This window comes from Stutzerimonas zhaodongensis (assembly GCF_003696365.1).
Classification (GTDB): Bacteria; Pseudomonadota; Gammaproteobacteria; order Pseudomonadales; family Pseudomonadaceae; genus Stutzerimonas; species Stutzerimonas zhaodongensis.
On record NZ_RFFM01000007.1, the window covers coordinates 118,828 to 142,686 of the forward strand.

The following is a 23,859-nucleotide window of genomic DNA, read 5'->3' on the forward strand; positions in this document are numbered from 1 at the left end:
AGAGTGCTCATCGCATCCGATCAGTTCCGCATTGTCGTAGGTCTCGGCAAAAGCGGCATGTCCCTGGTTCGCCACCTGGCGAGTCGTGGATTGCCGTTTGCCGTGGCCGATACGCGTGCGAACCCACCGGAGCTAGCCACTCTGCAAGCGCTTTATCCAGACGTCGAAGTGCGGTGCGGTGAGCTTGACGTCGAGTTTCTCTGCCGCGCCAGCGAGTTGCTGGTCAGCCCTGGATTACCAATTAGCACGCCCGCGCTACAAGTGGCGGCAGCACGGGGCGTGAAGCTGTCGGGCGATATCGAATTGTTCGCCCGTGAAGCCAAGGCTCCGATCATCGCCATCACCGGTTCCAATGCGAAAAGCACGGTCACCAGCCTGGTCGGTGAAATGGCCAAAGCAGCCGGCCGCAAGGTTGCCGTCGGCGGCAACCTTGGGACACCAGCGCTGGACCTCCTTGATGACGGCGCTGAGCTCTACGTAATCGAACTGTCTAGCTTTCAGCTTGAAACGACCGATCGGCTGAATGCTGAGGTCGCCACCTGTCTGAACATCAGCGAAGATCATATGGATCGCTACGACGGGTTGCCGGCTTATCACCAGGCTAAACATCGGATATTCCGCGGCGCCCGCCAGGTTGTAGTGAATCGCGATGACCGTCTGAGTCGTCCTCTGGTAGCGGACGAACTTCCGACCTGGTCGTTCGGCCTGGGCAAGCCTGACTTCAAGGGCTTCGGCCTGTTCGAAGAGAACGGCGAAAAGTATCTCGCATTCCAGTTCGATGCGTTGATGCCAGCAAGCCAGCTGAAAATCCGCGGCGCTCACAACCAGTCCAATGCGCTTGCAGCGCTGGCACTCGGGCACGCGGTAGGGCTGCCGTTCGATTCGATGCTCGACACCCTGCGGCGTTTTACTGGCCTCGATCATCGCTGCCAGTGGGTTGGTGAGCGTAAGGGCGTCAGTTATTACGACGATTCGAAAGCAACCAACGTGGGCGCCGCGCTTGCTGCGATCGATGGATTGGGTAGCGATATAGAAGGTGAGTTGATACTGATCGCCGGTGGCGAAGGTAAGGGCGCAGATTTTTCGGCGCTGCACGGCCCTGTGGCACATCAGTGCCGGGAGGTCATTCTCATCGGGCACGATGCAGAGCTGCTCGCAGCCGCATTGGAGGGTGCAGCGCCCATTCATCGTGCCGAGACCTTACAAGCCGCGGTGCAGCTGGCCGCCACGCTTGCCAAACCTGGTGATGCGGTGTTGCTGTCGCCAGCATGTGCCAGCTTCGATATGTTCGAGAACTTTGAAGATCGCGGCCGACAATTCGCTGCGGCAGTCAGGGGGCTTAGCTGATGCTCGCCTTCCTGCGCAGTGCACCGTCCCCTTTATTCGGCCGTCGGCGCGGACTGGACCTCGACTTTCCGATGCTCGCCGGATGCCTGGGCCTGCTCGGGCTCGGTTTGGTCATGATCACCTCAGCGTCCTCGGAAGTCGCTGCCGTGAACGCCGGTAACGCGATGTACCACATGATCCGTCATCTGGTTTACGTGCTATTGGGGCTTGGCGCAGCGGCGGCGGTGTTACTTGTGCCGTTATCGGCTTGGCAGCGGCTTGACTGGATGCTGCTGCTGGGTGCGTTTGCGCTTTTGATCCTGGTCCTGATCCCTGGTATCGGCCGCGAGGTAAACGGGTCCATGCGCTGGATCGGCTTCGGCGCATTCAATATTCAGCCGTCCGAATTGGCAAAACTGTTCGTTGTCGTTTATCTCGCAGGCTACCTGGTACGCCGTCAGCAGGAAGTGCGCGAAAGCCTGTGGGGCTTTCTCAAGCCGTTTCTCGTGTTGCTGCCCATGGCCATGCTGCTCCTGCTCGAGCCCGACTTCGGCGCGACGGTGGTCATGATGGGCGCGGCAGTGGCGATGCTGTTTCTAGGCGGCGTTGGGTTGATCCGTTTCAGTCTGTTGGTTCTGCTCGCGGTCGGTGCCGTGTTCATTCTGGTTCAGACGCAGGAATACCGACTGCAGCGGTTGATCACATTCACCGACCCGTGGGCTGACCAGTACGGAGCCGGCTACCAGCTGACTCAGGCGTTGATCGCCTTTGGCCGTGGCGAATGGGTGGGTGTCGGGCTTGGAAATAGCGTACAGAAACAGTTCTACCTTCCCGAGGCGCACACAGACTTCGTGTTTTCCGTTCTTGCTGAAGAACTGGGCATGGTCGGTGCGCTGCTGACCATTCTGCTGTTTGCCTTTGTCGGAGTACGCGCGCTGTATATCGGCCTTGCTGCCGAGCGAGCTCGCCAGTTCTTTGCTGCATACATTGCCTGGGGCGTGGCTTTTCTCTGGCTCGGACAGTTCCTGATCAACGTTGGTGTAAATGTCGGGTTGCTACCCACAAAAGGTCTGACCCTGCCGTTCTTGAGCTATGGCGGCAGCTCTCTGGTGGTGACCTGCGCGAGCATGGCGCTATTGCTGCGCATCGAATGGGAAAGCCGGACGGTGCTTGGTAGCGAAGATGCCGAGTTCAGCGAGGATGACTTCGCTGAAGGCGCTGAGGCGAAGCCCAAGGAGGTCATCCATGGGCGCTAATGTTTTGATCATGGCGGGTGGAACCGGCGGGCACGTATTTCCGGCGCTGGCCTGCGCGCATGAATTCCAGAGCCGTGGCTACAGCGTCCACTGGTTGGGGACGCCTCGCGGTATCGAGAATGAAGTGGTACCGGCAGCCGGACTGCCGCTTCATCTCATTCAGGTCTCCGGTCTGCGCGGCAAAGGTGTGATGTCGCTGCTCAAGGCGCCATTTCAGCTGCTGCGCTCGCTCGGTCAGGCGCGTCGCGTCATGCGCGAGGTTCAACCGGTGTGCGTACTTGGGTTGGGGGGCTACGTCACGGGGCCAGGCGGTCTGGCTGCAAAGCTGGCAGGCGTTCCATTGATCATTCATGAGCAAAATGCCGTCGCGGGTACGGCTAACCGTAGTCTGGTTCCCTTTGCCCGGCGGGTTTGCGAAGCATTCCCCAATACATTCCCAAACAGTGACAAGCGCCGCACTACCGGCAATCCAGTGCGCCATGAATTGTTCCTGGAAACCCCGCGCCAGACATTGCAAGGTCGACGGGTCCGTTTGCTTGTGCTGGGTGGCAGCCTGGGTGCTGAGCCGCTGAACAAGCTATTGCCGCAAGCGCTTGGGCAACTTGCCCAGGAATTGCGACCTGAAGTTTTTCACCAGGCGGGCAAGCAGCACGCCGACATCACGCAGGAGCGCTATAGCGCCGCGGGTGTAGAGGCTGAGGTGGCTCCCTTCATCAAGGATATGGCGCGTGCCTATGCCTGGGCTGATCTGGTGATCTGCCGTGCTGGTGCCTTGACCGTGTGTGAGCTGGCGGCCGCTGGGTTGCCTTCGTTTCTGGTTCCGCTGCCGCACGCCATCGATGATCACCAGACACGTAATGCCCAATACCTGGCGAAGGAGGGCGCTGCCGTTCTTCTCCCACAAGCCAACACCGATGCTGCCGAGCTCGCCGCGCAGCTGACCGAGGTAATGATGCAGCCGGAAAAACTCAAGGCCATGGGAGCCACGGCACGCCGTCTGGCTCGGCCGGACGCCACCCGTACCGTAGTCGATATCTGCCTGGAGGTGGCGCATGGCTAAATCACCTGCGGCAGTCAAGGCAGAGGTCCGGCGCATGCGGCGGATCCGGCGCATCCATTTCGTCGGTGTTGGTGGTGTCGGAATGTGTGGTATCGCCGAGGTGCTGCTCAACCTCGGCTATGACGTTTCCGGTTCGGATCTCAAGGCATCGGCAAGCACCGAGCGACTGCAGAACTTCGGCGCGCAGATCTTCATTGGACATCAGGCCGGTAACGTCGCCGGGGCTGACGTGCTGGTGGTTTCCAGTGCCGTGAATGCTTCGAATCCCGAGGTGGCCCTGGCGCTCGAGCAGCGCATCCCCGTAGTTCCTCGTGCAGAAATGCTCGCCGAGCTGATGCGCTACCGCCACGGCATTGCCGTGGCCGGCACCCATGGCAAGACAACCACCACCAGCTTGCTGGCGTCGGTTTTCGCGGCGGGCGGGCTTGATCCGACCTTCGTCATTGGCGGGCGGCTTACCGCTGCAGGCACCAACGCCCAGCTCGGGACCAGCCGCTACCTGATAGCCGAAGCTGACGAAAGCGATGCCAGCTTTCTACACCTGCAACCGATGGTCGCGGTCGTGACCAATATCGACGCCGATCACATGAGCACCTACGGCGGGGACTTCGGCAAGCTCAAGCGTACCTTCGTCGAATTCCTGCATAACCTGCCGTTCTATGGGTTGGCCGTGCTTTGCGTCGATGATCCGGTTGTTCGCGAGATCATTCCGCAGGTGGGGCGTCCGATCACGACGTATGGCACAAGCGAAGATGCCGACGTTCGGGCAATCAACATTCGCCAAGAAGGTATGCGCACCTATTTCACAGTGCTGCGTGATGGCTGCGACGCGCTTGATGTATCCGTCAACATGCCGGGCAACCACAACGTTCTGAATGCGTTGGCCACAATCGCCATCGCGACAGATGAGGGCATAGACGATGATGCCATCCTGCAGGGATTGTCGCAGTTTGGCGGTGTAGGCAGGCGCTTTCAGGTGTATGGCGAGCTGCCCGTTGAGGGCGGTAGCGTGATGCTGGTCGACGATTACGGCCATCATCCTCGAGAAGTCGCTGCAGTGATTCAAGCGGTACGGGGAGGCTGGCCTGATCGCCGTCTGGTCATGGTTTACCAGCCTCATCGATTCAGCCGAACCCGCGACCTGTACGACGATTTCGTCCAGGTGCTGAATGACGCGAACGTACTGCTCCTGATGGAGGTGTATCCGGCAGGCGAAGAGCCTGTGCCTGGTGCGGACAGCCGGCATCTGTGTCACAGCATCCGTCAGCGTGGCCAGCTCGACCCTATATATATCGAGCGCGGTATCGAGCTGGCACCCCTGGTGAAGCCGCTGCTGCGCCCTGGCGACATCCTGCTCTGCCAAGGTGCTGGCGATATTGGTGGCCTGGCCCCCCAACTCCTGAGAAGTCCACTGTTTGCTGGCGATGCAAGCGCCGCGAGGAAGAGCGAATGACTGCCCTGCAATCGACTCGTGATCCCCTGGCGTTCGGCCGGGTAGCCGTGCTGTTTGGTGGGAAGAGCGCTGAGCGCGAAGTGTCGCTGAAGTCCGGCGCGGCTGTGCTGGAGGCGTTGCAGGCGGCGGGCGTCGATGCGTTTGGCATCGATGTCGGCGATGACCTGCTGGCTCGTCTGAGCAGTGAGCCTATCGATCGCGCGTTTATCGTTCTGCATGGTCGTGGCGGTGAGGATGGCAGCATGCAAGGCCTGCTCGAATGCGCCGGGATTCCCTATACCGGTAGCGGGATTCTTGCGTCGGCGTTGGCAATGGACAAGTTGCGCACCAAGCAGGTGTGGCAAAGCCTCGGTCTACCGACGCCGCGGCATGCCGTGCTGGCAAGCGAAGCGGACTGCCATGCCGCTGCAGAGCAGCTTGGTTTTCCATTGATCGTCAAGCCCGCGCATGAGGGGTCCAGCATCGGCATGGCCAAGGTGGCAGGTATCACCGAGTTGATCGCAGCGTGGCGCGCAGCGAGCGCCTACGACTCTCAAGTGCTGGTCGAGCAATGGATTCAGGGCCCGGAGTTCACCGTCGCTACGTTGCGCGGCGCGGTACTACCCCCGATCGGCCTTGGCACTCCTCACTCCTTTTATGACTACGACGCCAAGTACGTGGCCAACGATACCCAGTACCGCATTCCCTGTGGCCTCGAAGCCCCGAAGGAGCAAGAGCTCAAAGACCTTTGCGCACGAGCTTGCGAGGCCGTGGGCATCCAGGGCTGGGCACGGGTCGACGTGATGCAGGACAGCGCTGGCGCGTTCTGGCTGCTAGAGGTGAATACCGTGCCAGGAATGACCGATCACAGTCTGGTGCCGATGGCGGCCCGTGCCGCAGGTCTGGATTTCCAGCAGCTGGTGCTTGCCATTCTCGATGCCAGCCTGGCGACAGGGAACTGAGCCATGATCACTACGCTTCGTCACACTCAGCCCGGTACTGGGCGTACTTCACGCAAGCCGGTGCAGCGGGGCGCAAGCCGTTTGGTCCAGCGCGAGCCGCTTGCTGCTCGTTTGCCGCGACCCAGTCTAAGTTCGCTCAAACGTGCTCTCTGGCCGGTGATGCTGGTGGGGCTGGTAGTTGGGCTTTACGAGCTGGGTAATCACCTGATGCCCTATGCGGACCGGCCAATCTCGAAAGTGAGTGTTCGAGGCGATCTGACCTATGTGAACCAGCAGGCAGTGCAGGCACGGATGGCACCGTTCGTCGAAGCCAGCTTCTTCAAGGTTGATCTCGATGCCCTTCGTCGCGACCTTGAACAGATGCCGTGGATTGCACATGTAGAGGCGCGCCGTATCTGGCCTGACGAGGTCATGGTGCGACTCGATGAACAGCTTCCCATAGCTCGCTGGGGTGATGAATCCCTCCTGAATAACAACGGTCAGGCGTTTGCGCCCGAAGACCTGGCTCGCTATGAACACTTGCCGCAGCTCTATGGTCCGAAACGGGCCCAGCAGCGGGTGATGCAGCAGTATCAGATGCTGAGCCAGATGCTGCGGCCGCTCGGTTTTTCGATTGCTCGCTTGGAATTGCGGGCAAGGGGCAGCTGGTTTGTGACGACCAAGCAGGGCGTCGAGCTGTTACTGGGCAGGGATCAGATAATCGAAAAAATGCGGCGCTTCACTGCCATTTACCAGCAAGAGCTGGCGCAGGAGAGCGAAAGAATTGCGCGGATCGACCTCCGCTACGCCAACGGCTTGTCCGTCGCGTGGCATGAGCCGAGCCCGACCACGACGGACGAACCCGTCGTTGCGAAGAATTGAGGAATGAAACTGATGCCAAGCGTGCAAAGCGGCAAGATGATCGTAGGTCTCGATATCGGAACCTCCAAAGTGGTGGCTCTGGTAGGTGAGGTGACCGCAGACGGCGAACTTGAAATCGTAGGAATTGGTACCCACCCATCTCGCGGGCTGAAGAAAGGGGTAGTGGTCAATATCGAGTCCACCGTCCAGTCGATTCAGCGCGCCGTCGAGGAAGCCCAGCTGATGGCAGGCTGCCGAATCCACTCAGCTTTCGTCGGCCTGGCGGGCAACCACATTCGCAGCCTCAACTCGCACGGAATCGTCGCCATCCGCGACCGAGAAGTCAGCAGTGCAGATCTGGAGCGCGTGCTCGATGCCGCGCAGGCCGTGGCTATCCCTGCAGATCAAAGGGTGTTGCATACTCTTCCGCAGGACTACGTGATCGACAACCAGGAAGGGGTACGCGAGCCTCTGGGCATGTCAGGGGTGCGTCTTGAGGCGAAGGTCCATGTCGTCACTTGCGCGGTCAATGCTGCACAGAATATCGAGAAGTGCGTGCGCCGCTGCGGTCTGGAAGTTGACGACATCATTCTTGAGCAGCTTGCTTCGGCCCACGCAGTGCTGACTGACGACGAGAAAGAGCTTGGCGTCTGTCTGGTGGACATTGGTGGCGGCACTACCGACATCTGTATTTTCACCGAAGGCGCTATTCGGCACACCGCGGTCATTCCCATTGCCGGTGATCAGGTTACTAACGACATTGCCATGGCATTGCGTACACCGACTCAGTACGCCGAAGAAATCAAGATCCGCTACGCCTGCGCACTAGCCAAACTGGCCGGCCCCGGCGAGACCATCAAAGTACCGAGCGTCGGAGATCGTCCGCCGCGGGAACTCTCACGGCAGGCACTGGCCGAAGTCGTGGAGCCCCGATATGACGAGCTCTTTACACTCATCCAGGCCGAGCTGCGTCGCAGCGGCTACGAGGACCTGGTTCCGGCAGGAATCGTCCTTACCGGCGGTACAGCAAAGATGGAAGGCGCCGTTGAGCTGGCCGAGGAAATCTTTCACATGCCGGTGCGCCTTGGCGTACCGCATAGCGTAAACGGACTCGCGGACGTGGTCCGCAATCCTATCTATTCCACGGGTGTGGGCCTGTTGCTGTACGGGATGCGCAAGCAAACCGATGGGACCTCCATGTCCGGCCTCGGCAATTACGCCGAAGAACCCAAGACGTCTGTCGTGGACCGGCTCAAAAGCTGGATCCAGGGCAATTTTTAAGCAGTGCGGCTGTAACTAAAACTAGAAAGCTGGAAGGAGAGAGGGAAATGTTCGAACTCGTAGATCATACCCCGCAAAGTGCAGTGATTAAGGTCATTGGAGTAGGCGGAGGCGGCGGCAATGCCGTCAATCACATGGTGCGCAATAACGTTGAAGGCGTGGAGTTCATCTGCGCCAACACCGATGCTCAGGCGCTGAAGAAGATCGAAGCGCGGACTGTGCTGCAGTTGGGCTCCGCTATTACCAAGGGTCTGGGTGCTGGTACCAATCCCGACATCGGCCGTCAGGCTGCCATGGATGACCGTGAGCGCATCGCCGAAGTGCTTCAAGGCGCCGACATGGTCTTCATCACCACTGGCATGGGCGGCGGTACCGGTACTGGCGCCGCTCCAGTCATCGCCTCGGTGGCAAAGGAAATGGGTATCCTCACTGTTGCTGTCGTGACCCGTCCATTCCCGTTCGAAGGTCGCCGTCGCATGCAGGTTGCGGACGAAGGTATCCGTCAGCTATCTGACTGTGTCGACTCGCTGATCACCATTCCAAACGAAAAGCTGCTGACCATCCTCGGTAAAGATGCGAGTCTGCTGGCTGCATTTGCCAAAGCGGACGACGTGCTGACCGGAGCGGTGCGTGGTATTTCTGACATCATGCAGCGTCCTGGCTTGATGAACGTCGACTTCGCCGACGTTAAGACTGTCATGGGCGAGATGGGCATGGCCATGATGGGTACCGGCTGCGCCACCGGGCCGAACCGGGCGCGTGAGGCCACCGAGGCCGCCATTCGCAATCCGCTGCTCGAAGACGTCAACCTGCAAGGTGCGCGCGGCATTCTGGTCAACATCACCGCCGGTCTGGATCTTTCGCTCGGTGAGTACGCCGCAGTGGGCGAGATCATCGAGGCATTTGCGTCTGATGAAGCAACCGTCAAGGTCGGTGCTGTGATCGATCCGGATATGCTCGATGAATTGCACGTTACTGTCGTCGCTACTGGTCTCGGCCCGCGTAATGAGAAACCGGTCAAGGTTGTCGACAATACCCTGCAGACCGCTGCGGTAGCCACACAAGCTGCGCCGGCGCCTCGTCAGGATCAGGCTGCGGTTAACTACCGCGATCTGGATCGCCCAACAGTCATGCGCAATCAGGCTCATGCAGCTGCCACAGCAGCCAAGATGAATCCTCAGGAGGATCTGGATTACCTCGACATTCCAGCCTTCCTGCGTCGTCAGGCTGATTGATTGAATGTATCAGGACTATTGGGGTGATTGGTGTTCAGCAAAGTGGGGTTCTGCTATGATCGCCACCTTTGTTGGAAACCATTCGCAACAGCGCAATAGCGAAACCAAGCCATGATCAGACAACGCACCTTGAAGAACATCATTCGCGCCACTGGCGTCGGCCTGCACTCTGGGGAAAAGGTATACCTGACCCTCAAGCCGGCACCCGTGGATACAGGAATCGTGTTCTGTCGCACCGATCTCAATCCACCCGTACAGATTGCGGCTCGGGCTGAGAACGTTGGCGAGACAACCATGTCGACTACGCTCATCAGCGGTGACGTCAAAGTCGACACGGTGGAGCATTTGCTTTCAGCGATGGCTGGGCTTGGCATCGACAACGCCTATGTCGAGCTTTCCGCTTCGGAAGTGCCAATCATGGACGGTAGCGCTGGCCCCTTCGTATTCCTGATTCAATCGGCCGGGCTGCAGGAGCAGGATGCTGCAAAGAAGTTCATCCGCATCATCCGCGAGGTTTCGGTGGAGGACGGCGACAAGCGCGCCACATTCCTTCCTTTCGAAGGCTTCAAGGTTAGTTTCGAAATCGACTTCGATCATCCGGTTTTCCGGGGTCGCACTCAGACTGCCAGCGTAGATTTCTCGAGCACGTCTTTCGTAAAGGAAGTCAGCCGTGCGCGCACCTTCGGGTTCATGCGCGACATCGAGTTTCTCCGTTCGCACAATCTCGCCCTTGGCGGTAGTGTCGAAAACGCAATCGTGGTCGATGAGGACCATGTGCTCAACGAGGACGGCCTGCGGTATGAGGACGAGTTCGTAAAGCACAAGATTCTCGATGCGATCGGTGATCTTTACTTGCTGGGTACCAGCTTGATCGGCGAATTCCGCGGCTTTAAATCAGGACATGCATTGAATAATCGCTTGTTGCGCACCTTGATGGATCAAAAGGATGCGTGGGAAGTTGTGACGTTCGATGATTCCCAGACCGCACCGATCTCCTACATGCGTCCGGCAGCAGCCGGCTGAGTAGTGCTCTCTTTCCTATTTAAGGCCACCCTAGGGTGGCCTTTTTTTAGCTGAAGAAAGTGAGGCAGTGAATCCCGCCTTCTGATGAGCCTTAGTTCATGCCATCCAGCAGGCCGGCCATGTCATCAGCATGCTCTTCTTCTTGGGCGAGGATGTCTTCAAAGATTCGCCGGGTAGTTGGGTCCTTGTCTCCGATGTACTGGACGATTTCGCGATAGCTATCGATGGCAATTCGCTCTGCCACCAGGTTCTCGAACACCATGTCGCGCAGCCCATTGCCCTCGGCATATTGCGCATGTGCGCGCTCGGTTAGGCTGTCGGGATTGAAATCCGGCGCGCCACCAAGCTGTACGATACGCTCCGCCAGTCGGTCGGCATGTTCCTGTTCTTCGTTGGCATGCTCAAGAAACTCTTCCGCGGCAACGCTCGACTTCAGGCCGGTTGCCATATAGTAGTGGCGCTTGTAGCGCAGATAGCACACAAGCTCAGTCGCCAATGCTTCGTTGAGCAAGTTGATGACCGTCTCCCGATCCGCTGAATAGCTCTCGGTTACCGCGCCGTTCTCGACATGCTGTCGCGCACGTTCGCGCAGGGTTTTCTTGTCGCTCAATTGTACATAGCTCATCACGGTCTCCTGAATTCTGTATTCGAGATTTTCAGATGCGTAGGAGGTGCCTGCCGACATTCCGCTCCACAGTTATCAGAAAAGCGGCATGAAAGGTTCAAGCCGGCTACTCGTCAACAGGCCGGTTCAGCGTGTTGGGTTCCTCGATGGGAACTTGCTTGCCCGGTTCCTTTCGCTCGGGTTCTGGGATGGGGCTTGGCGTTCCATCATCTCTTGGATCGGGCTCTTCGTGCATGTCATTCTCCAGTCAACTAAGGGCTTTGATTAGTTCGTCCTTGCGCATTGTCGAGCGACCGCGGACGTCACGCTCGCGCGCCCGCTGCATGAGTTCGTCCCGCGTCAGTTCGGTCAGGGAAGTGCTGCCTGAACGAGTAGTGCGTGCCGGTCTCTGATTGGGAGCGTCCCCTGAGCGAGCCTTTGCCGCGCGATACGCTGAATCTTTACGGTCGGCGCGTTTGGCTGTTTCGCTCTTCGCCCGGCCAGAACCACCTTTGCGTTCGCCGCCGCCGGTTTGCTTGTTCACCGTGGCCCAAGCTCGAGCCTCTGCTTCATCTTTGGGTACGCCTTTTTGCTCATAGCTCTGTTCAATATGTTCAGCTTTGTGCTGTTGCTTATCGGTGTACTTGGACTTTTCGCCTCTAGGCATGGCCGTTACTCCCATCGGAAATGTTGATCGAAGCTATGACGTAGGTCTTGCTGCATCCATTTGTAGATTGGTCCACATGGCGTTACGGGAGTTTCACCCTCACAAGGCAGGCGTCTCGCGCCTCATTCAGGCGGACATAATTGCCGCAGGCCAGCCGAAAAGGTTGTAGTGACTTTATAATTTTGTATAAAACGCCAATAATTCTCAGCTCGAGCGAAATTGGCGGAACAAAATACGATTATGCTGGCCTGAACCAGGCACGGAGCGCGCTATATCAGCAATCCGATGCGAGAGGCGTGAATCGAATCTGTTTTCAAATCCATGCTTGCCGGTGGCGGCAAGCCTTGAACGAGGCGTCAACCAGATGCGAATCCTTGTATGCGGAGCCGGTGGCCAGGTCGGTCACGAATTGGTAGACCGTGCTCGACAGCACGGCCTCGAGGCGCTTGGCATGACTCGTGACCAGCTGGACATTACAGACGCGGGTCAGGTTGCAGATCTGATTACCCAGGTGCAGCCCGGCTTGATCATCAATGCCGCGGCCTACACTCATGTCGATAATGCGGAAACGCATAGTGAGCAGGCTTATGCCGTAAACAGGGATGGTGCTGCAAGGCTTGCCGAAGCCGCTCGGCACGCGTCCATCCCGTTACTGCACATCTCCACGGACTATGTTTTTTCCGGTGAAGCTCGCACACCTTATAGCGAAGCGGATGAAGTAGCTCCGACGGGCGCCTATGGTGCAAGCAAATTAGCTGGTGAAAAGGCTATCCAGGACGCAATGGATCAGCATTTGATCCTTCGGACAAGCTGGGTTTACGGCACGCATGGGCACAATTTCGTCAAAACCATGCTGCGGTTAGGGGCTCAGCGCGACGCTTTATCAGTCGTAGCCGACCAGTTTGGATGCCCCACTCAAGCCGGGAGCATCGCCGATGTGTTGTTGCAGCTTGCGCAGCGCTACGACCGGCACGGCACCCTTGCCTGGGGCCTTTACCATTACACCGGACGGTCGCCTTGTACCTGGTTCGATTTCGCCGTGGAGGTTTTCCGTCAGGCCGAAGCCAAAGGCATGCTCGCAAAGCAGCCTCAGGTTTCGCCTATCACCACGGCTCAGTATCCGACGCCTGCCCGCAGGCCTGCATGGTCTGTGCTTGATTGCTCCAAGTTCGAAAATACCTTCGGTATCGCAACTCTTGATTGGCATGATGAGCTTTCGGTCGTGCTTGATGGGCTCGTTGCTTCTGCGACCGCCGCTGGTAGCGAGGCCGCCCATTCCCAGGCCTGAGCAAGCGCAAGCTTCAGGCCTACAACACCTAAAGAGATTGAGCCCCGGCATTCTTGGCGACCCTGATAGCGGGCGACCTGAAGTCACCCTGTTGCTGGAGATCCCGAGTGGTTGTGTTTCAGGCAATTCTGCCGATTTTCGGCCTTATCGTGCTCGGCTACCTGATGGGACGGCGCGGTTGGCTCGCAGGTGAGGCAGCAGCGGGTCTTGCCAATATCACCTTCAAGCTGTTCATGCCGGCGGTGCTGTTTGCGGGAATCGCGCGCGCGCAGCTGAGCGACGGCATGTCGGCCATGCTGTTGCTGGCCTACTTCGGGCCAGTTCTTACCGTTTTCGGTTTGGTAGCACTGATTGCGCACCGCTTGCTTGGGCGCGCATCACCTCTCGGTCTCACTGCGGCTTATTCCAATAACGTGCTCGTGGGTATTCCGCTTGTTACCACGTTGCTTGGGCCCGGCAGTCTTGTGTACGTCTTCGCGATCCTTGTGTTCCATAGCCTTATCCTTTTCTCGCTACAGAGCTTCTATAGCGCGCTTGGCTCCGGACAGAAAGTAAGCGGTGTTGCGCTTCTCAAGAATCTCGCCAACCCTCTCATCGTTGGGCTTGCGCTCGGAGCGTTGTTGAACGTGTCGGGGCTGGACCTGCCGCAACCAATATGGCGTGTCGCTGATTGGCTGGCTGCAGCCGCGTTGCCTTGTGCGTTGATTGTCTTGGGCATCAGTCTGTCGCGGTACCGCCTAAGGCCCAGCGCTTCAGCTCTAGCGCTGACAGTGGTGAAATTGGGCGTATTCCCATTGCTTGTTTGGTACGTCAGTGGTGCGCTGCCGGGGATTGGGCATGAGGCTAGAAGCGTACTGGTCTTGCTGGCCGCTTGCCCAAGCGGGGTAAACGTTCTCGCTTTCGTCATAAACCAGGACGATACCCGGGCAGTCAGCTCCGCTGTTTTCCTCTCGACGCTATTGGCTGTGATCAGCCTGCCTCTGTGGATGCTGCTGATGTCTGCATGACCACTTCAGGACTTCTTGCCTGGCGGATGGTTGGCAATGATGTCCTCCAGGCGCAGCCCCGTGAGGCCGTGTATGGTCCTCCAGAGGTAATAAAAGATCGCCATCATCATAATCATGCTTGGAATCGCGATCATCGGATAGCTGAGCAGAGTCATGCGCCCAAGTTCGGCATTGAATGCCTCGCTGCCTGCTGGACTATTCACTATCCACTTTGCCAGCACATAGTTCATGAATGACGAAAAGAAGAAGGTGCCGCTGAGAAAATAGGTGGCGCGCAGCAGGCGTGTCTCGAAGAGAGCCACCTGACCGTTGCGCTCTAGCTGCTCGTGCACCTTGTCGACATTCAGCACCCTGGGGTTGTAAAGCAGCGTGCGGATCAACGGAAAGCGTGTACGGGTGGAGGCCAGTACAGCAATGCCGATGATTCCCGGAATAGCGGCTTCCTTGATCGCCAGCCACTCCGGGTCAAGTTTCAGCAAGCCAATACCCCCTGTAAGCAGGACGCTGACCAGCCCTAGCAGGGCGATCCAGTTGAATTTGCGGTATACCGCCAGCTCGAACATGCCCCAGCCAAGTGGGAAGGCTAGTGCCAGTAATAGCGCACCATCTGCCCCCAGACGATCTTCGCCGCTGAGTTTCATAAGAATCAGCGATGGAATGACAATGCTGATCGCAAGGTCCATCAAGGGTCGAGGCTGGCGCTCAGCTGGTTTGCGCGGATCGGGCTGGTTGATGCGAGGATCTGTCATGTATTCGGTTTCTTCTCTTGAGAGGACTGATGATCGCGCGAGAGGACTGGCATAGCCATAGTGCAATGGTGTCGTTGCGTGACAAGTTCACTGATCAGCTGCGGCTTTCTTTCTGCGCTGCGACCATTGTCCTGCTTCGAACATCGTCACGACCAGGATTGCGAGCGCGAAGGGCAGAATCAGATAAAAGCCCCTGAACACGATCAACGCTGCCAGGACGTCAGCAGTGGGCAATTCTGGGAGCGCGGCGAGAAAAGTCACTTCAAGCACGCCCAGTCCCCCTGGTGCATGGGAGAGCAGCGCCAAGGAGAACGACGCGAGAAACACACCGAGCACCACGAGGTAACCGGGATTCGACGCTTCGGGTAGCGCGAAGTAGATGATTGCAGCTGCGCAGGCTAGCTCCAGCGGTGCAGCAATCAGCTGCCGGCCCACGATGGGTAGCCGCGGATAGGCAATCCGCCATTTGCCAATCTGCATCGGGGCGAAGTGTCGCCACGCCCCGATGACATATAACCCAATCAAACATAACAGCGAGGTTCCGATCGCTGTGGATAGCCATGGCCCGACGTCAACGAGCCTGTGCAGCAAGTCCGGCCGCAAGATCAGGACCATACCGCCAGCCAGTAGCGTGCCGAGAAAGAAGGTCAGGGAGCAAAATACGATCAACACCCCGATCTCGTGCGGGGTGAGTCCTTTGCTGCGATAGGCGCGATAACGCACAACTGCACCTGAGAATACCGATGCGCCGATGTTATGTGCCAGAGCGTAGGTAGTGAACGAGCAGAGGGTTATGAACCACCACGAGATGTGCTTGCCGAGGTGGGCTAGGGCGATGCGGTCATACCAGGCCAGCGCAACATAGGCGCCCAGCGTCGCTAGCCCTGCCAGGAGCCAGTTGTGGCGCGTGATGGCGTTTAGGCTATCCGTGAGCTCTGCAAGCGAAAGGTTGCGCACCTCCTGATAAAGCAGATAGCCGGAAAGCAGTACCGCTAAGATGCCGACAAGAGTCCATGCGACATCGCTCCTTTTCATCATTGCGTGGGCTCCTCGGCGACGGCATGTGCCTCGAAGCTAAGGTTCGGACAGTTGGGATGCATGCGTCGCAATAATTCGGCCGGTTCCTTTATCGGCAGCGGAGCGGGCATTTTGTTCATTGTCCGCCAAGGTACTTCTGCCCCGGCAGCTGAGCAGTGTCTGTGATTCACACGATGCACCAGTCAAATACAAGTGTCCTATGCCGGTTATCTCTCATGATCCCCGGATAGGGAGCCCGCTTCGGTCACTCGGCGAAGGCGATTCATCATCTTTAGCCGTTCCATAACTTCGGATCCGAAGTTTCTCAAGTCTGTCTCTTGATGCAGAACGCCATTTGCGTGAGTTGAGAGGAGGCGCGAAGCATGCCGAGCGGCTCTCCAGTTGAGAGTACGCTGCGCATGCTCCAGAACACCCAGTCTGGTTAGGGGTGTGCAGGGCCTGGATGGTAAAGCCCTCCAGCACTGGAGGCGTTGGTTCATGCGAGTACTGACAGTGCTCGGCAGCTCCGAACACTCAGGGTTCCATGAAGCCCACTGGCAGGTGCCCTATCGATGCGACCGCACCGCATCGTCTGGTGCCCCTCTCAACCAGAAATCTCGCTGATGATCAGCGGCTTGCGGCCGTTACCTGCTCTGAGCGGCCCGTCAGCCTTAATGGTCGGCAGCTGCTCTGACGCGAGCCCAGTGTTCGACCAACTCCCGCAGCTGAGACATTTCCACGGGCTTGGCCATATGGCCGTCCATCCCTGCCTCCCGAGCGCGCTCGCGGTGCTCGCTGAGGATATGGGCGGTCAGTGCCACCACTGGCGTTCGCCGGCAGTTTTCCGATGCTTCCCAGGCACGCAGCCGAGCTGTCGCCTCGAAGCCATCCATTATCGGCATTTCGCAGTCCATCAATACCAGGTCGTATGGGCATGCCTTGATCAACGCCAGCGCTTCTTCGCCGTTGCTGGCCGTATCGGGCTCGAGATTGAGCTTGCTGAGCATGCCGCGGATGACTTTGGTTGAAATGCTATTGTCTTCCGCGACCAGAATACGGAAGTCGTCCGGCACCGAAAGCGGCGTACTTTCTTGAATCGCCGAAGACTGTTCGATTGCGCTGGACCGGCGAGCAAGTTCGTCAGCCAGAGTGGTTTTCAAGGTATAGCCGGCAACAGGTTTGGCGAGAATGCGTTTGATGCCGGCATTGCGCGCAATAATCTTGCTCGGCGCGCTGCTCATGCCGGTCAGCATGATCAGCAGGATGTCGTGATTCAGGCTGAAGTCTTCCTTGATTCTGCTTGCCAACTGCATACCGGTCATGCCGGGCATGTCCTGATCCAGTAGTACCACGTCGAAGTACTCGCGAAGGTGGGCCTTGGTGCGCAGCAGCGCCAGCGCCTCCTTGCCCGAGGCTACAGCGCTGACTTCCAGCCCCCAGCTGCTGCACTGCTGGCTGATCACCTTACGGCATGTGTCGTTGTCATCCACCACCAGCAGACGTGTGCCTTTGAGCTGGTCGTCAAGGTCGCTGCCAGGTTGCTCGGCCAATTCCGCACTCAGAGGCAAGCTTATCCATAGGGTGTTGCCGGCTATGCCCCCGGTCTGAATGCCGAACTCACCATCCATGAGATGAACGAGCTGTCTGGCGATGATCAGGCCAAGGCGCCCCCCCAGTCGGGTTGCCGCGAGGAAGTCGCGGCTGTCCAAGGCCGCATTTAGCAGCGCATCACGCTCTTGTGTTTCCAGGGGGCGCCCGTTGTCCTGCACTGTGATACGCAGGCGTGGCAGACCGTCACGATCATCGGTCGCTGCAGTCAGGAGCACTTCGCCTTCATCGGTCTGCTTGAAGGCGTTCTCCAGCAGATTCAGCAGCGTCTGGCGCAACCGGGTTGGGTCACCTGCCACGATATGCGGCATCTGGGGCTGTACGAAGCTGATCAGCTCGACCTTCTGCTGTTCCGCCTTTGCGCGGAAGATGCTCAGGCAATCCTCTATCAGAGCATTGAGGTCGAACTGCACGTCGTCCAGCTCGATCTGTCCGGATTCCAGTTTCGAGATATCGAGAATCTCATTGATAAGGTTCAGCAGCTCGTTACCAGAGCTGTGGATTGTCTGAACGTAGTCTCGCTGCTTGGCTGATAGCGATGTGCCTAACAGCAACTCGCTCATGCCGAGGACTCCGTTCATCGGAGTTCGAATTTCATGACTGATCTTTGCCAGAAAGTCAGCCTTGGTTTTGAGTTCGGCACTATTGACCGCTTCAGCGGTGTGCTGGCTTCGGCTGTCTGCCTGGATCTGCCGCTGGCGCTCAAGCAGGGCGAAGCTGAGGATGAGCCCGGAGCAGGTCGCTACGCTGAACGTAATCCCGGTAAGCCAGTCCGGGTTGAACTGGTTGAAGCCCAGTAGAACTGGAAGGACGAAAGCGAAGCCGCCGTCGAACACCAGCATCCCAGCGACCAGTAGTCGTGCGGGCTCGTAACGTTGGCGCCAATGGTGAATAGCCACGGCAGTGACACTGACCGCTGTGACCAACACCAATGTGTAGATGAGCCAGCTGAACCAGAACTGGCCGGTTGCCAATATCGTTGCAGCCAATGTGCTGATCAAGATTGCCTGCAGGGCAAGCAGCCATGTCACCCAGGCTTTTCTGCGGTGATGAAAGAAGCCAAAGGTGAAGGCGAGCAATGAGATACAGGTCAGCAGCGCCGCCATGTCGGCGATCAGCGGCTGGCTGAAGATGAGTTTCGGTGACCACACTGCAAGCAGACCGAGGTTAGCGACTGCGCAGGTCAGCAGGGCGCCATGCAAGACAGCGAGCCAGATGTGGCTGTAGCTGAAGGTGTAAGCAAATCGCAGCAGGTTGTAGATCATCAGCAATGCCAGCGCGCCGAACAGAGCGCCAAACAGGTACGCGGGGCGTGCCAGCTCGACCAACCCAACCTCGCCGACCGTATTGAACCAAGCCATGATCGGATGCGACGACTGCAGCCGGATATAAGCCTCACGGGGCGCGTTGTCGTTGGGCAGCGAGAATAGGTAGGCGCGGGCCGGTAAGGGGCGCGACTCCAGCGGCCTCAGCTCGCCGGTTTCAATGTGGCGCTCCAGTTGCCCATCGCGCAGCAGGTAGAAGTCCAGATACTGAACCCGCGGCGCGAAAATCCACAACCAGTTGGGGTCGACTATCGCCGGAAGGTTTACCTGGAGCCAGACGGCATGTTCGTTCGCTGGTGCGGCGTACGAACGCTCATCGATTCGCTGAAAAAGGTTTCGCTGGCCCACGATTTCGTTGAGGGTCAACAGGCCGGACTGGTCGACCAGCAGACGCCAGTTCGGGCCGGTCTGCTGAGAGGCCTCCGGAGACACGGCAAGCGATGATGATTCTGTGGTCTGAGCGAATGCGGGGAAAGCGTTCAGCGCAGCCAGCAATAGACTGAAGGTAAAAGCAATGGCGACCCGGAGTCGACGCACGATTGAAGTCCCTTCATCTGTGTGACGGTGGATTATAGCCATCGCCGCGTGACCCGGTAGTGCGCGCAACTCGAATCCAGCGTTGCGCGCATTTGCTGAATCTCAGCCTTCGCCGTGTTCGCGTGCAATGGCTCGATAGCCGATGTCATGTCGATAGAAATGCCCGTCCCACTCGACACGGGCCGCCAGCGCGTAGGCATTCTGCTGTGCTGCAAATACTGTCTCGCCCAGGGCCGTGGCACATAACACTCGCCCACCAGAAGTGGTGACTACGTCACCCTTCATGGCGGTACCGGCGTGGAAGATCTTTCCATCCAGAAGAGCCGCAGCCTCCAGACCACGAATTGCCGCGCCCTTGTTGTAATCGCCCGGGTAGCCGCCAGCGGCCAACACTACGCCAAGGCTTGGTCGCGGGTCCCACTGCGCTTCGATTTTGTCCAGCGCCTTGGCTAGAGCGGCCTCGATCAGTAGCACCAGGCTCGATTGCAGACGCAGCATGATCGGCTGGGTTTCGGGGTCGCCGAAGCGGCAGTTGAATTCGATCACCTTGGGTGCACCGCTGCGGTCGATCATCAGGCCTGCGTAGAGAAAGCCAGTATAGACGTTGCCCTCTGCTGCCATCCCTTTGACGGTTGGCCAGATCACCTCGTCCATGACCCGTTGATGAACCTCGGGTGTAACGACGGGGGCGGGGGAATAAGCTCCCATACCGCCAGTATTGGGTCCGGTATCACCGTCACCTACACGTTTGTGGTCCTGGCTGGTGGCCATCGGCAGCACATTGGCACCGTCGACCATGACGATGAAGCTGGCTTCTTCGCCCTCGAGAAATTCTTCGATGACCACCCGCGCCCCGGCGTCGCCAAAAGCATTGCCGGAGAGCATGTCGCGTACGGCATCCTCAGCTTCCTGCAGCGTCATGGCGACGATTACGCCTTTGCCCGCTGCCAGGCCGTCGGCCTTGATAACGATGGGCGCCCCTTTTTCCTGCAGATAGGCCAGCGCTGGCTCGACCTCCGTAAAGTTCTGGTACTCGGCTGTTGGGATCCTGTGGCGCGCTAGAAAATCCTTGGTGAACGCCTTGGAACCCTCTAGCTGCGCGGCGGCTGCCGTTGGTCCAAAACAGTCCAGCCCGCGGGATCGGAACAGGTCGACAACGCCCTTAACCAAAGGGGCTTCTGGGCCAACGATCGTCAGTTGGACGTTCTGTTCGGCGAAATCCGCAAGCTGCTCGATAGCCAGAACGTCGATCTCCACGTTCTCGCATTTCGCTTCGATTGCAGTGCCAGCATTACCGGGTGCGACAAAAACCTTTTCGATGCGTGGGTCCTGCGCGACCTTCCAAGCCAGGGCGTGCTCACGGCCGCCGCTGCCGATGATCAGTACATTCATTGCTGTCTCCTTGAGGAGGCGGGCCAGGGGCCCAATGGTGGATGCGGAAAGGGTCATCCAACCTAAAAAAGAGCGACCTCAGAGTTGAGGTCATGGCCGTGAATACATGCTCGTCGCCGGTCCCGTCACCACGCAGAGTTACCTTCAGGCAGCAGGCATGGGAAGCGGGACCCGCAACGCAGCAGATGCGGGTGCGGCCGACTTAATGTCGGAAGTGGCGCATGCCGGTGAAGACCATGGCTATGCCGGCTTCATCCGCAGCTGCAATCACCTCAGCGTCGCGCATCGAACCACCTGGCTGGATAACGGCAGTGATTCCCGCCTTGGCGGCATTGTCGATGCCGTCGCGGAATGGGAAGAAGGCATCACTCGCCATCACCGCCCCCGGTACAGGCAGGCCGGCGTGCTCAGCCTTGATCGCGGCGATGCGGGCCGAGTTCACTCGGCTCATCTGGCCGGCGCCGACACCCACGGTTTGGCGATTCTTGGCATATACGATGGCATTGGACTTGACGAACTTCGCGACTTTCCAAGCGAAGATCAGGTCGTGAATTTCCTGTTCCGAGGGCGCGCGTTTTGTCACCACTTTGAGGTCCGCTTCGCTGACCATTCCGATATCCCGGCTTTGGACCAGTAGCCCGCCGTTGACGCGCTTGAAGTCCCAGCCAGGGGCGCGGTCAGCGGGCCACTGACCGCACTCCAGCAGGCGAACGTTCGCTTTGCTCGCAACAACCTCGCGCGCTTCGGTGGATACACTTGGGGCAATGATGACTTCGACGAACTGTCGTTCCACGATGGCTCGGGCGGTTTCGACGTCCAGTTCGCGGTTGAACGCGATGATGCCGCCGAACGCCGACTCGCTGTCGGTGGCATAAGCCAGTTCGTAAGCCTGACGAATGCCGCCTTCATCGTCCGGAACCACCGCAACGCCGCAAGGATTGGCGTGCTTGACGATCACGCAGGCTGGCTTGACGAAGCTCTTCACGCATTCCAGTGCGGCGTCGGTATCAGCGACATTGTTGAAGGAAAGCTCCTTGCCTTGCAGTTGGCGGGCCGTGGCGACGCAGGCTTCGTCGGCTGTTTCTACGTAGAAGGCTGCAATCTGGTGCGGATTCTCGCCGTAGCGCATGTCCTGCGCCTTGACGAACTGCGTGGTGAACGTCCGCGGAAGCAAGCTGCGTCCCTCGGTCGAAAGCGTTTCGGCGCTTTGGTCGACCGTTCCCAGATAGTTGGCAATCATCCCGTCATAGGATGCGGTGTGTTCGAAGGCCTTGAGCGCGAGGTCAAAGCGCTGAGCGTAGGTCAGCCCGCCGTTTTTCAGGTTCTCGATGACGTTGGCATAGTCGTCGGCGTTGACCACGATGGCGACATCCTTGTGGTTCTTCGCTGCGCTGCGGACCATGGTCGGGCCGCCGATGTCGATGTTCTCGATGGCATCCGGAAGGGTGCAGCCACTATTGGCGACCGTGGCGGCGAATGGATAGAGATTCACCGCGACCAGATCGATGGGCTTGATCCCGTGTTCAGCCATGACAGCGCCGTCTAGATCACGGCGGCCAAGAATGCCACCGTGAATCTTCGGATGCAGAGTCTTCACCCGGCCGTCCATCATCTCCGGGAAGCCGGTGTAATCAGCGACCTCGACCGCCGCAATATCGTTTTCGCGTAGCAGCTTGAACGTGCCGCCAGTGGACAGGATCTCGACGCCAAGGGCAGCGAGATCGCGGGCAAATTCAACTACTCCTGTCTTGTCGGACACGCTGATCAGCGCGCGGCGGACGGGAAGGCGGGTGCTTTGGTCGGTCATAGACATTTCCTAGGAGCTACAGGCTGCAAGCGGGAGGCTCCAGGTGAAACGGCTTGCTACCGTTCCCTCGGAGCATGCCGTTAGTCAGAGAAGATCGTACTGCTTGAGTTTCTTGCGCAGGGTTCCGCGGTTGAGCCCCAGCAATTCGGAGGCCTTGGTCTGGTTGCCCTTGACGTAATTCATCACGGTTTCCAGAAGCGGCGCCTCGACCTCGGACAAAACCAGGTTGTAGACGTCCGTGACATCTGCACCTTCGAGACGGGCAAAGTAATTGTGCAACGCCTTTTCCACACTGCCTCGCAGGGTCTGGCCTGCCTCGCTCGGCGTATTGAGGTGCTGCTTGAGGTTTACGTTGTCGCTCACGGATGTTGTTCCAGTTAACAGTGTTTCGTTCAACAGCGTCATGCAGCCACCCCTTTTCCATCCCCTGAGTCAGGGCCTGTACGGCGTTCGGCCAGAAATGCCCGAACGCTGGCGCATTGCGCGTCCCTGTCTTCCAAACCATTGAACCGGGCACGATATTCACGCGCTCCGGGTAGTGTCGCGAGATACCAGCTGACGTGCTTCCTGGCGATCCGTACGCCCATCACATCACCGTAGAACGCGTGGAGCGCATGCAGATGCTCCAACAGAATGCGCTCAATCTCTTGCAATTCCGGCGGGGGCAATAACTCGCCCGTCGTGAGGTAGTGATTGATCTCGCGGAATATCCAAGGCCTACCCTGCGCCGCTCGACCTATCAGCAGTCCATCGGCTCCGGTAGCCTTCAAAACCTCACTCGCCTTCAGCGGAGTATCGATATCGCCATTGGCGAACACCGGAATGGACACCGCTTGCTTGATCGATGCGATGGTGTCGTATTCCGCTTCGCCGGTGTAAAGGTCGGCGCGCGTTCGGCCATGTACTGCAAGCGCTGCGATCCCACTTTGCTCGGCGATCTTTGCCACCGTGAGCCCGTTCTTGTTCTGTCTGTCCCAGCCGGTACGGATCTTCAGTGTCACGGGGACTTCGACCGCTCCGACCACGGCCTCAAGTATGTCCGATACCAACTGCTCATCCTTCATCAGCGCTGAGCCAGCGGCCTTGTTACAGACTTTCTTGGCCGGGCAGCCCATGTTGATATCGATGATCTGCGCACCCAGCTCGACATTACGGACCGCAGCTTCAGCCAGCATCCGCGGATCAGCCCCGGCGATCTGTACCGAACGTGGCTCCGGATCACCCTCATGCAGCAAGCGCAGTCGCGACTTACGGCTGCTCCATAGGCGCACGTCACTGGTCACCATCTCCGATACCACCATGCCTGCACCCAGGCGGCGACATAGCTGACGGAACGGCTGATCAGTCACGCCTGCCATGGGCGCAAGGATCAGTCGATTCGATAGGGTGTAGGGGCCGATACGTACCGCTGACATGAAGATTCCCTGCTTGGAGCCTGCTTGT

20 protein-coding genes are annotated in these 23,859 nt (G+C 58.6%); 11 read left to right on the forward strand and 9 right to left on the reverse strand.

From position 1 onward, the window contains the following. The first annotated feature begins 3 nt into the window (after window positions 1–3). From murD to lpxC, 9 genes are all read left to right on the forward strand, one after another. Complete coding sequence (gene murD, locus EA797_RS19675) at window positions 4–1,347, forward strand: UDP-N-acetylmuramoyl-L-alanine--D-glutamate ligase (protein WP_122168353.1); 1,344 nt, start codon at window positions 4–6, stop codon at window positions 1,345–1,347. Beyond that, window positions 1,347–2,582 (forward strand): putative lipid II flippase FtsW, encoded by a 1,236-nt coding sequence (gene ftsW, locus EA797_RS19680; RefSeq protein WP_122168355.1) that lies wholly within the window; start codon window positions 1,347–1,349, stop codon window positions 2,580–2,582. Before murD ends, ftsW begins: the two co-directional genes overlap by 1 nt. Beyond that, the gene (murG, locus tag EA797_RS19685) at window positions 2,572–3,642 is read left to right on the forward strand and encodes an undecaprenyldiphospho-muramoylpentapeptide beta-N-acetylglucosaminyltransferase (RefSeq protein ID WP_122168357.1); all 1,071 of its coding nucleotides are present in this window, start codon (window positions 2,572–2,574) and stop codon (window positions 3,640–3,642) included. Before ftsW ends, murG begins: the two co-directional genes overlap by 11 nt. After that, window positions 3,635–5,095: a UDP-N-acetylmuramate--L-alanine ligase gene (gene murC / locus EA797_RS19690; protein ID WP_122168359.1), complete on the forward strand. Its 1,461-nt coding sequence runs from the start codon at window positions 3,635–3,637 to the stop codon at window positions 5,093–5,095. The genes murG and murC overlap by 8 nt, the downstream gene beginning before the upstream one ends. After that, a complete protein-coding gene (locus EA797_RS19695; RefSeq protein ID WP_122168361.1) occupies window positions 5,092–6,036 on the forward strand; it encodes a D-alanine--D-alanine ligase in 945 nt (314 codons plus the stop codon). Before murC ends, EA797_RS19695 begins: the two co-directional genes overlap by 4 nt. 3 nt (window positions 6,037–6,039) lie before the next feature. Next, complete coding sequence (locus EA797_RS19700) at window positions 6,040–6,897, forward strand: cell division protein FtsQ/DivIB (protein WP_122168363.1); 858 nt, start codon at window positions 6,040–6,042, stop codon at window positions 6,895–6,897. 12 nt (window positions 6,898–6,909) lie between these two features. Further along, window positions 6,910–8,157 carry a cell division protein FtsA gene (gene ftsA, locus EA797_RS19705; RefSeq protein ID WP_122168430.1) on the forward strand — a complete coding sequence of 416 codons (1,248 nt, stop codon included), beginning with the start codon at window positions 6,910–6,912 and terminating at the stop codon, window positions 8,155–8,157. Window positions 8,158–8,204: 47 nt separating this feature from the next. After that, on the forward strand, window positions 8,205–9,392 hold the full coding sequence (gene ftsZ / locus EA797_RS19710; protein WP_122168365.1) for a cell division protein FtsZ: 1,188 nt from the start codon (window positions 8,205–8,207) through the stop codon (window positions 9,390–9,392). A 111-nt stretch (window positions 9,393–9,503) separates the two neighbouring features. Beyond that, on the forward strand, window positions 9,504–10,415 hold the full coding sequence (lpxC, locus tag EA797_RS19715; RefSeq protein WP_122168367.1) for a UDP-3-O-acyl-N-acetylglucosamine deacetylase: 912 nt from the start codon (window positions 9,504–9,506) through the stop codon (window positions 10,413–10,415). 91 nt (window positions 10,416–10,506) lie between these two features. Here lpxC and EA797_RS19720 read toward each other — a convergent pair whose 3' ends face one another. Continuing rightward, complete coding sequence (locus EA797_RS19720) at window positions 10,507–11,040, reverse strand: ferritin-like domain-containing protein (RefSeq protein WP_122168374.1); 534 nt, start codon at window positions 11,038–11,040, stop codon at window positions 10,507–10,509. Window positions 11,041–11,287: 247 nt separating this feature from the next. Next, window positions 11,288–11,686: a Rho termination factor N-terminal domain-containing protein gene (locus EA797_RS19725; protein ID WP_122168376.1), complete on the reverse strand. Its 399-nt coding sequence runs from the start codon at window positions 11,684–11,686 to the stop codon at window positions 11,288–11,290. Window positions 11,687–12,050: 364 nt separating this feature from the next. On the opposite strand from EA797_RS19725, the gene rfbD reads away from it, so the two are divergent. Together rfbD and EA797_RS19735 are read left to right on the forward strand one after the other, a co-directional pair. After that, window positions 12,051–12,974, forward strand: a complete 924-nt coding sequence (gene rfbD / locus EA797_RS19730; protein ID WP_122168378.1) for a dTDP-4-dehydrorhamnose reductase — start codon at window positions 12,051–12,053, stop codon at window positions 12,972–12,974. Between the two features lie 107 nt (window positions 12,975–13,081). Continuing rightward, complete coding sequence (locus EA797_RS19735; RefSeq protein ID WP_122168380.1) at window positions 13,082–13,981, forward strand: AEC family transporter; 900 nt, start codon at window positions 13,082–13,084, stop codon at window positions 13,979–13,981. 5 nt (window positions 13,982–13,986) lie between these two features. On the opposite strand, the gene EA797_RS19740 is transcribed toward EA797_RS19735, so the two are convergent. The 7 genes from EA797_RS19740 to dusB all read right to left on the reverse strand — a co-directional run bounded on the left by EA797_RS19740 (window position 13,987) and on the right by dusB (window position 23,831). Beyond that, complete coding sequence (locus tag EA797_RS19740; RefSeq protein WP_122168382.1) at window positions 13,987–14,730, reverse strand: VC0807 family protein; 744 nt, start codon at window positions 14,728–14,730, stop codon at window positions 13,987–13,989. 87 nt (window positions 14,731–14,817) lie between these two features. Beyond that, window positions 14,818–15,768, reverse strand: coding sequence for a lysylphosphatidylglycerol synthase transmembrane domain-containing protein (locus tag EA797_RS19745; protein ID WP_122168384.1), 951 nt, complete (start codon window positions 15,766–15,768; stop codon window positions 14,818–14,820). A gap of 650 nt (window positions 15,769–16,418) precedes the next feature. Then, window positions 16,419–19,217: a hybrid sensor histidine kinase/response regulator gene (locus EA797_RS19750; RefSeq protein ID WP_122168432.1), complete on the reverse strand. Its 2,799-nt coding sequence runs from the start codon at window positions 19,215–19,217 to the stop codon at window positions 16,419–16,421. Between the two features lie 102 nt (window positions 19,218–19,319). Beyond that, on the reverse strand, window positions 19,320–20,609 hold the full coding sequence (gene purD, locus EA797_RS19755; RefSeq protein WP_122168386.1) for a phosphoribosylamine--glycine ligase: 1,290 nt from the start codon (window positions 20,607–20,609) through the stop codon (window positions 19,320–19,322). Window positions 20,610–20,811: 202 nt separating this feature from the next. Continuing rightward, complete coding sequence (gene purH, locus EA797_RS19760; RefSeq protein WP_122168388.1) at window positions 20,812–22,416, reverse strand: bifunctional phosphoribosylaminoimidazolecarboxamide formyltransferase/IMP cyclohydrolase; 1,605 nt, start codon at window positions 22,414–22,416, stop codon at window positions 20,812–20,814. Between the two features lie 84 nt (window positions 22,417–22,500). Beyond that, window positions 22,501–22,821: a DNA-binding transcriptional regulator Fis gene (fis, locus tag EA797_RS19765; protein WP_019342682.1), complete on the reverse strand. Its 321-nt coding sequence runs from the start codon at window positions 22,819–22,821 to the stop codon at window positions 22,501–22,503. Then, window positions 22,818–23,831 (reverse strand): tRNA dihydrouridine synthase DusB, encoded by a 1,014-nt coding sequence (gene dusB, locus EA797_RS19770; RefSeq protein WP_122168390.1) that lies wholly within the window; start codon window positions 23,829–23,831, stop codon window positions 22,818–22,820. The genes fis and dusB overlap by 4 nt, the downstream gene beginning before the upstream one ends. Between the last annotated feature and the right edge of the window lie 28 nt (window positions 23,832–23,859).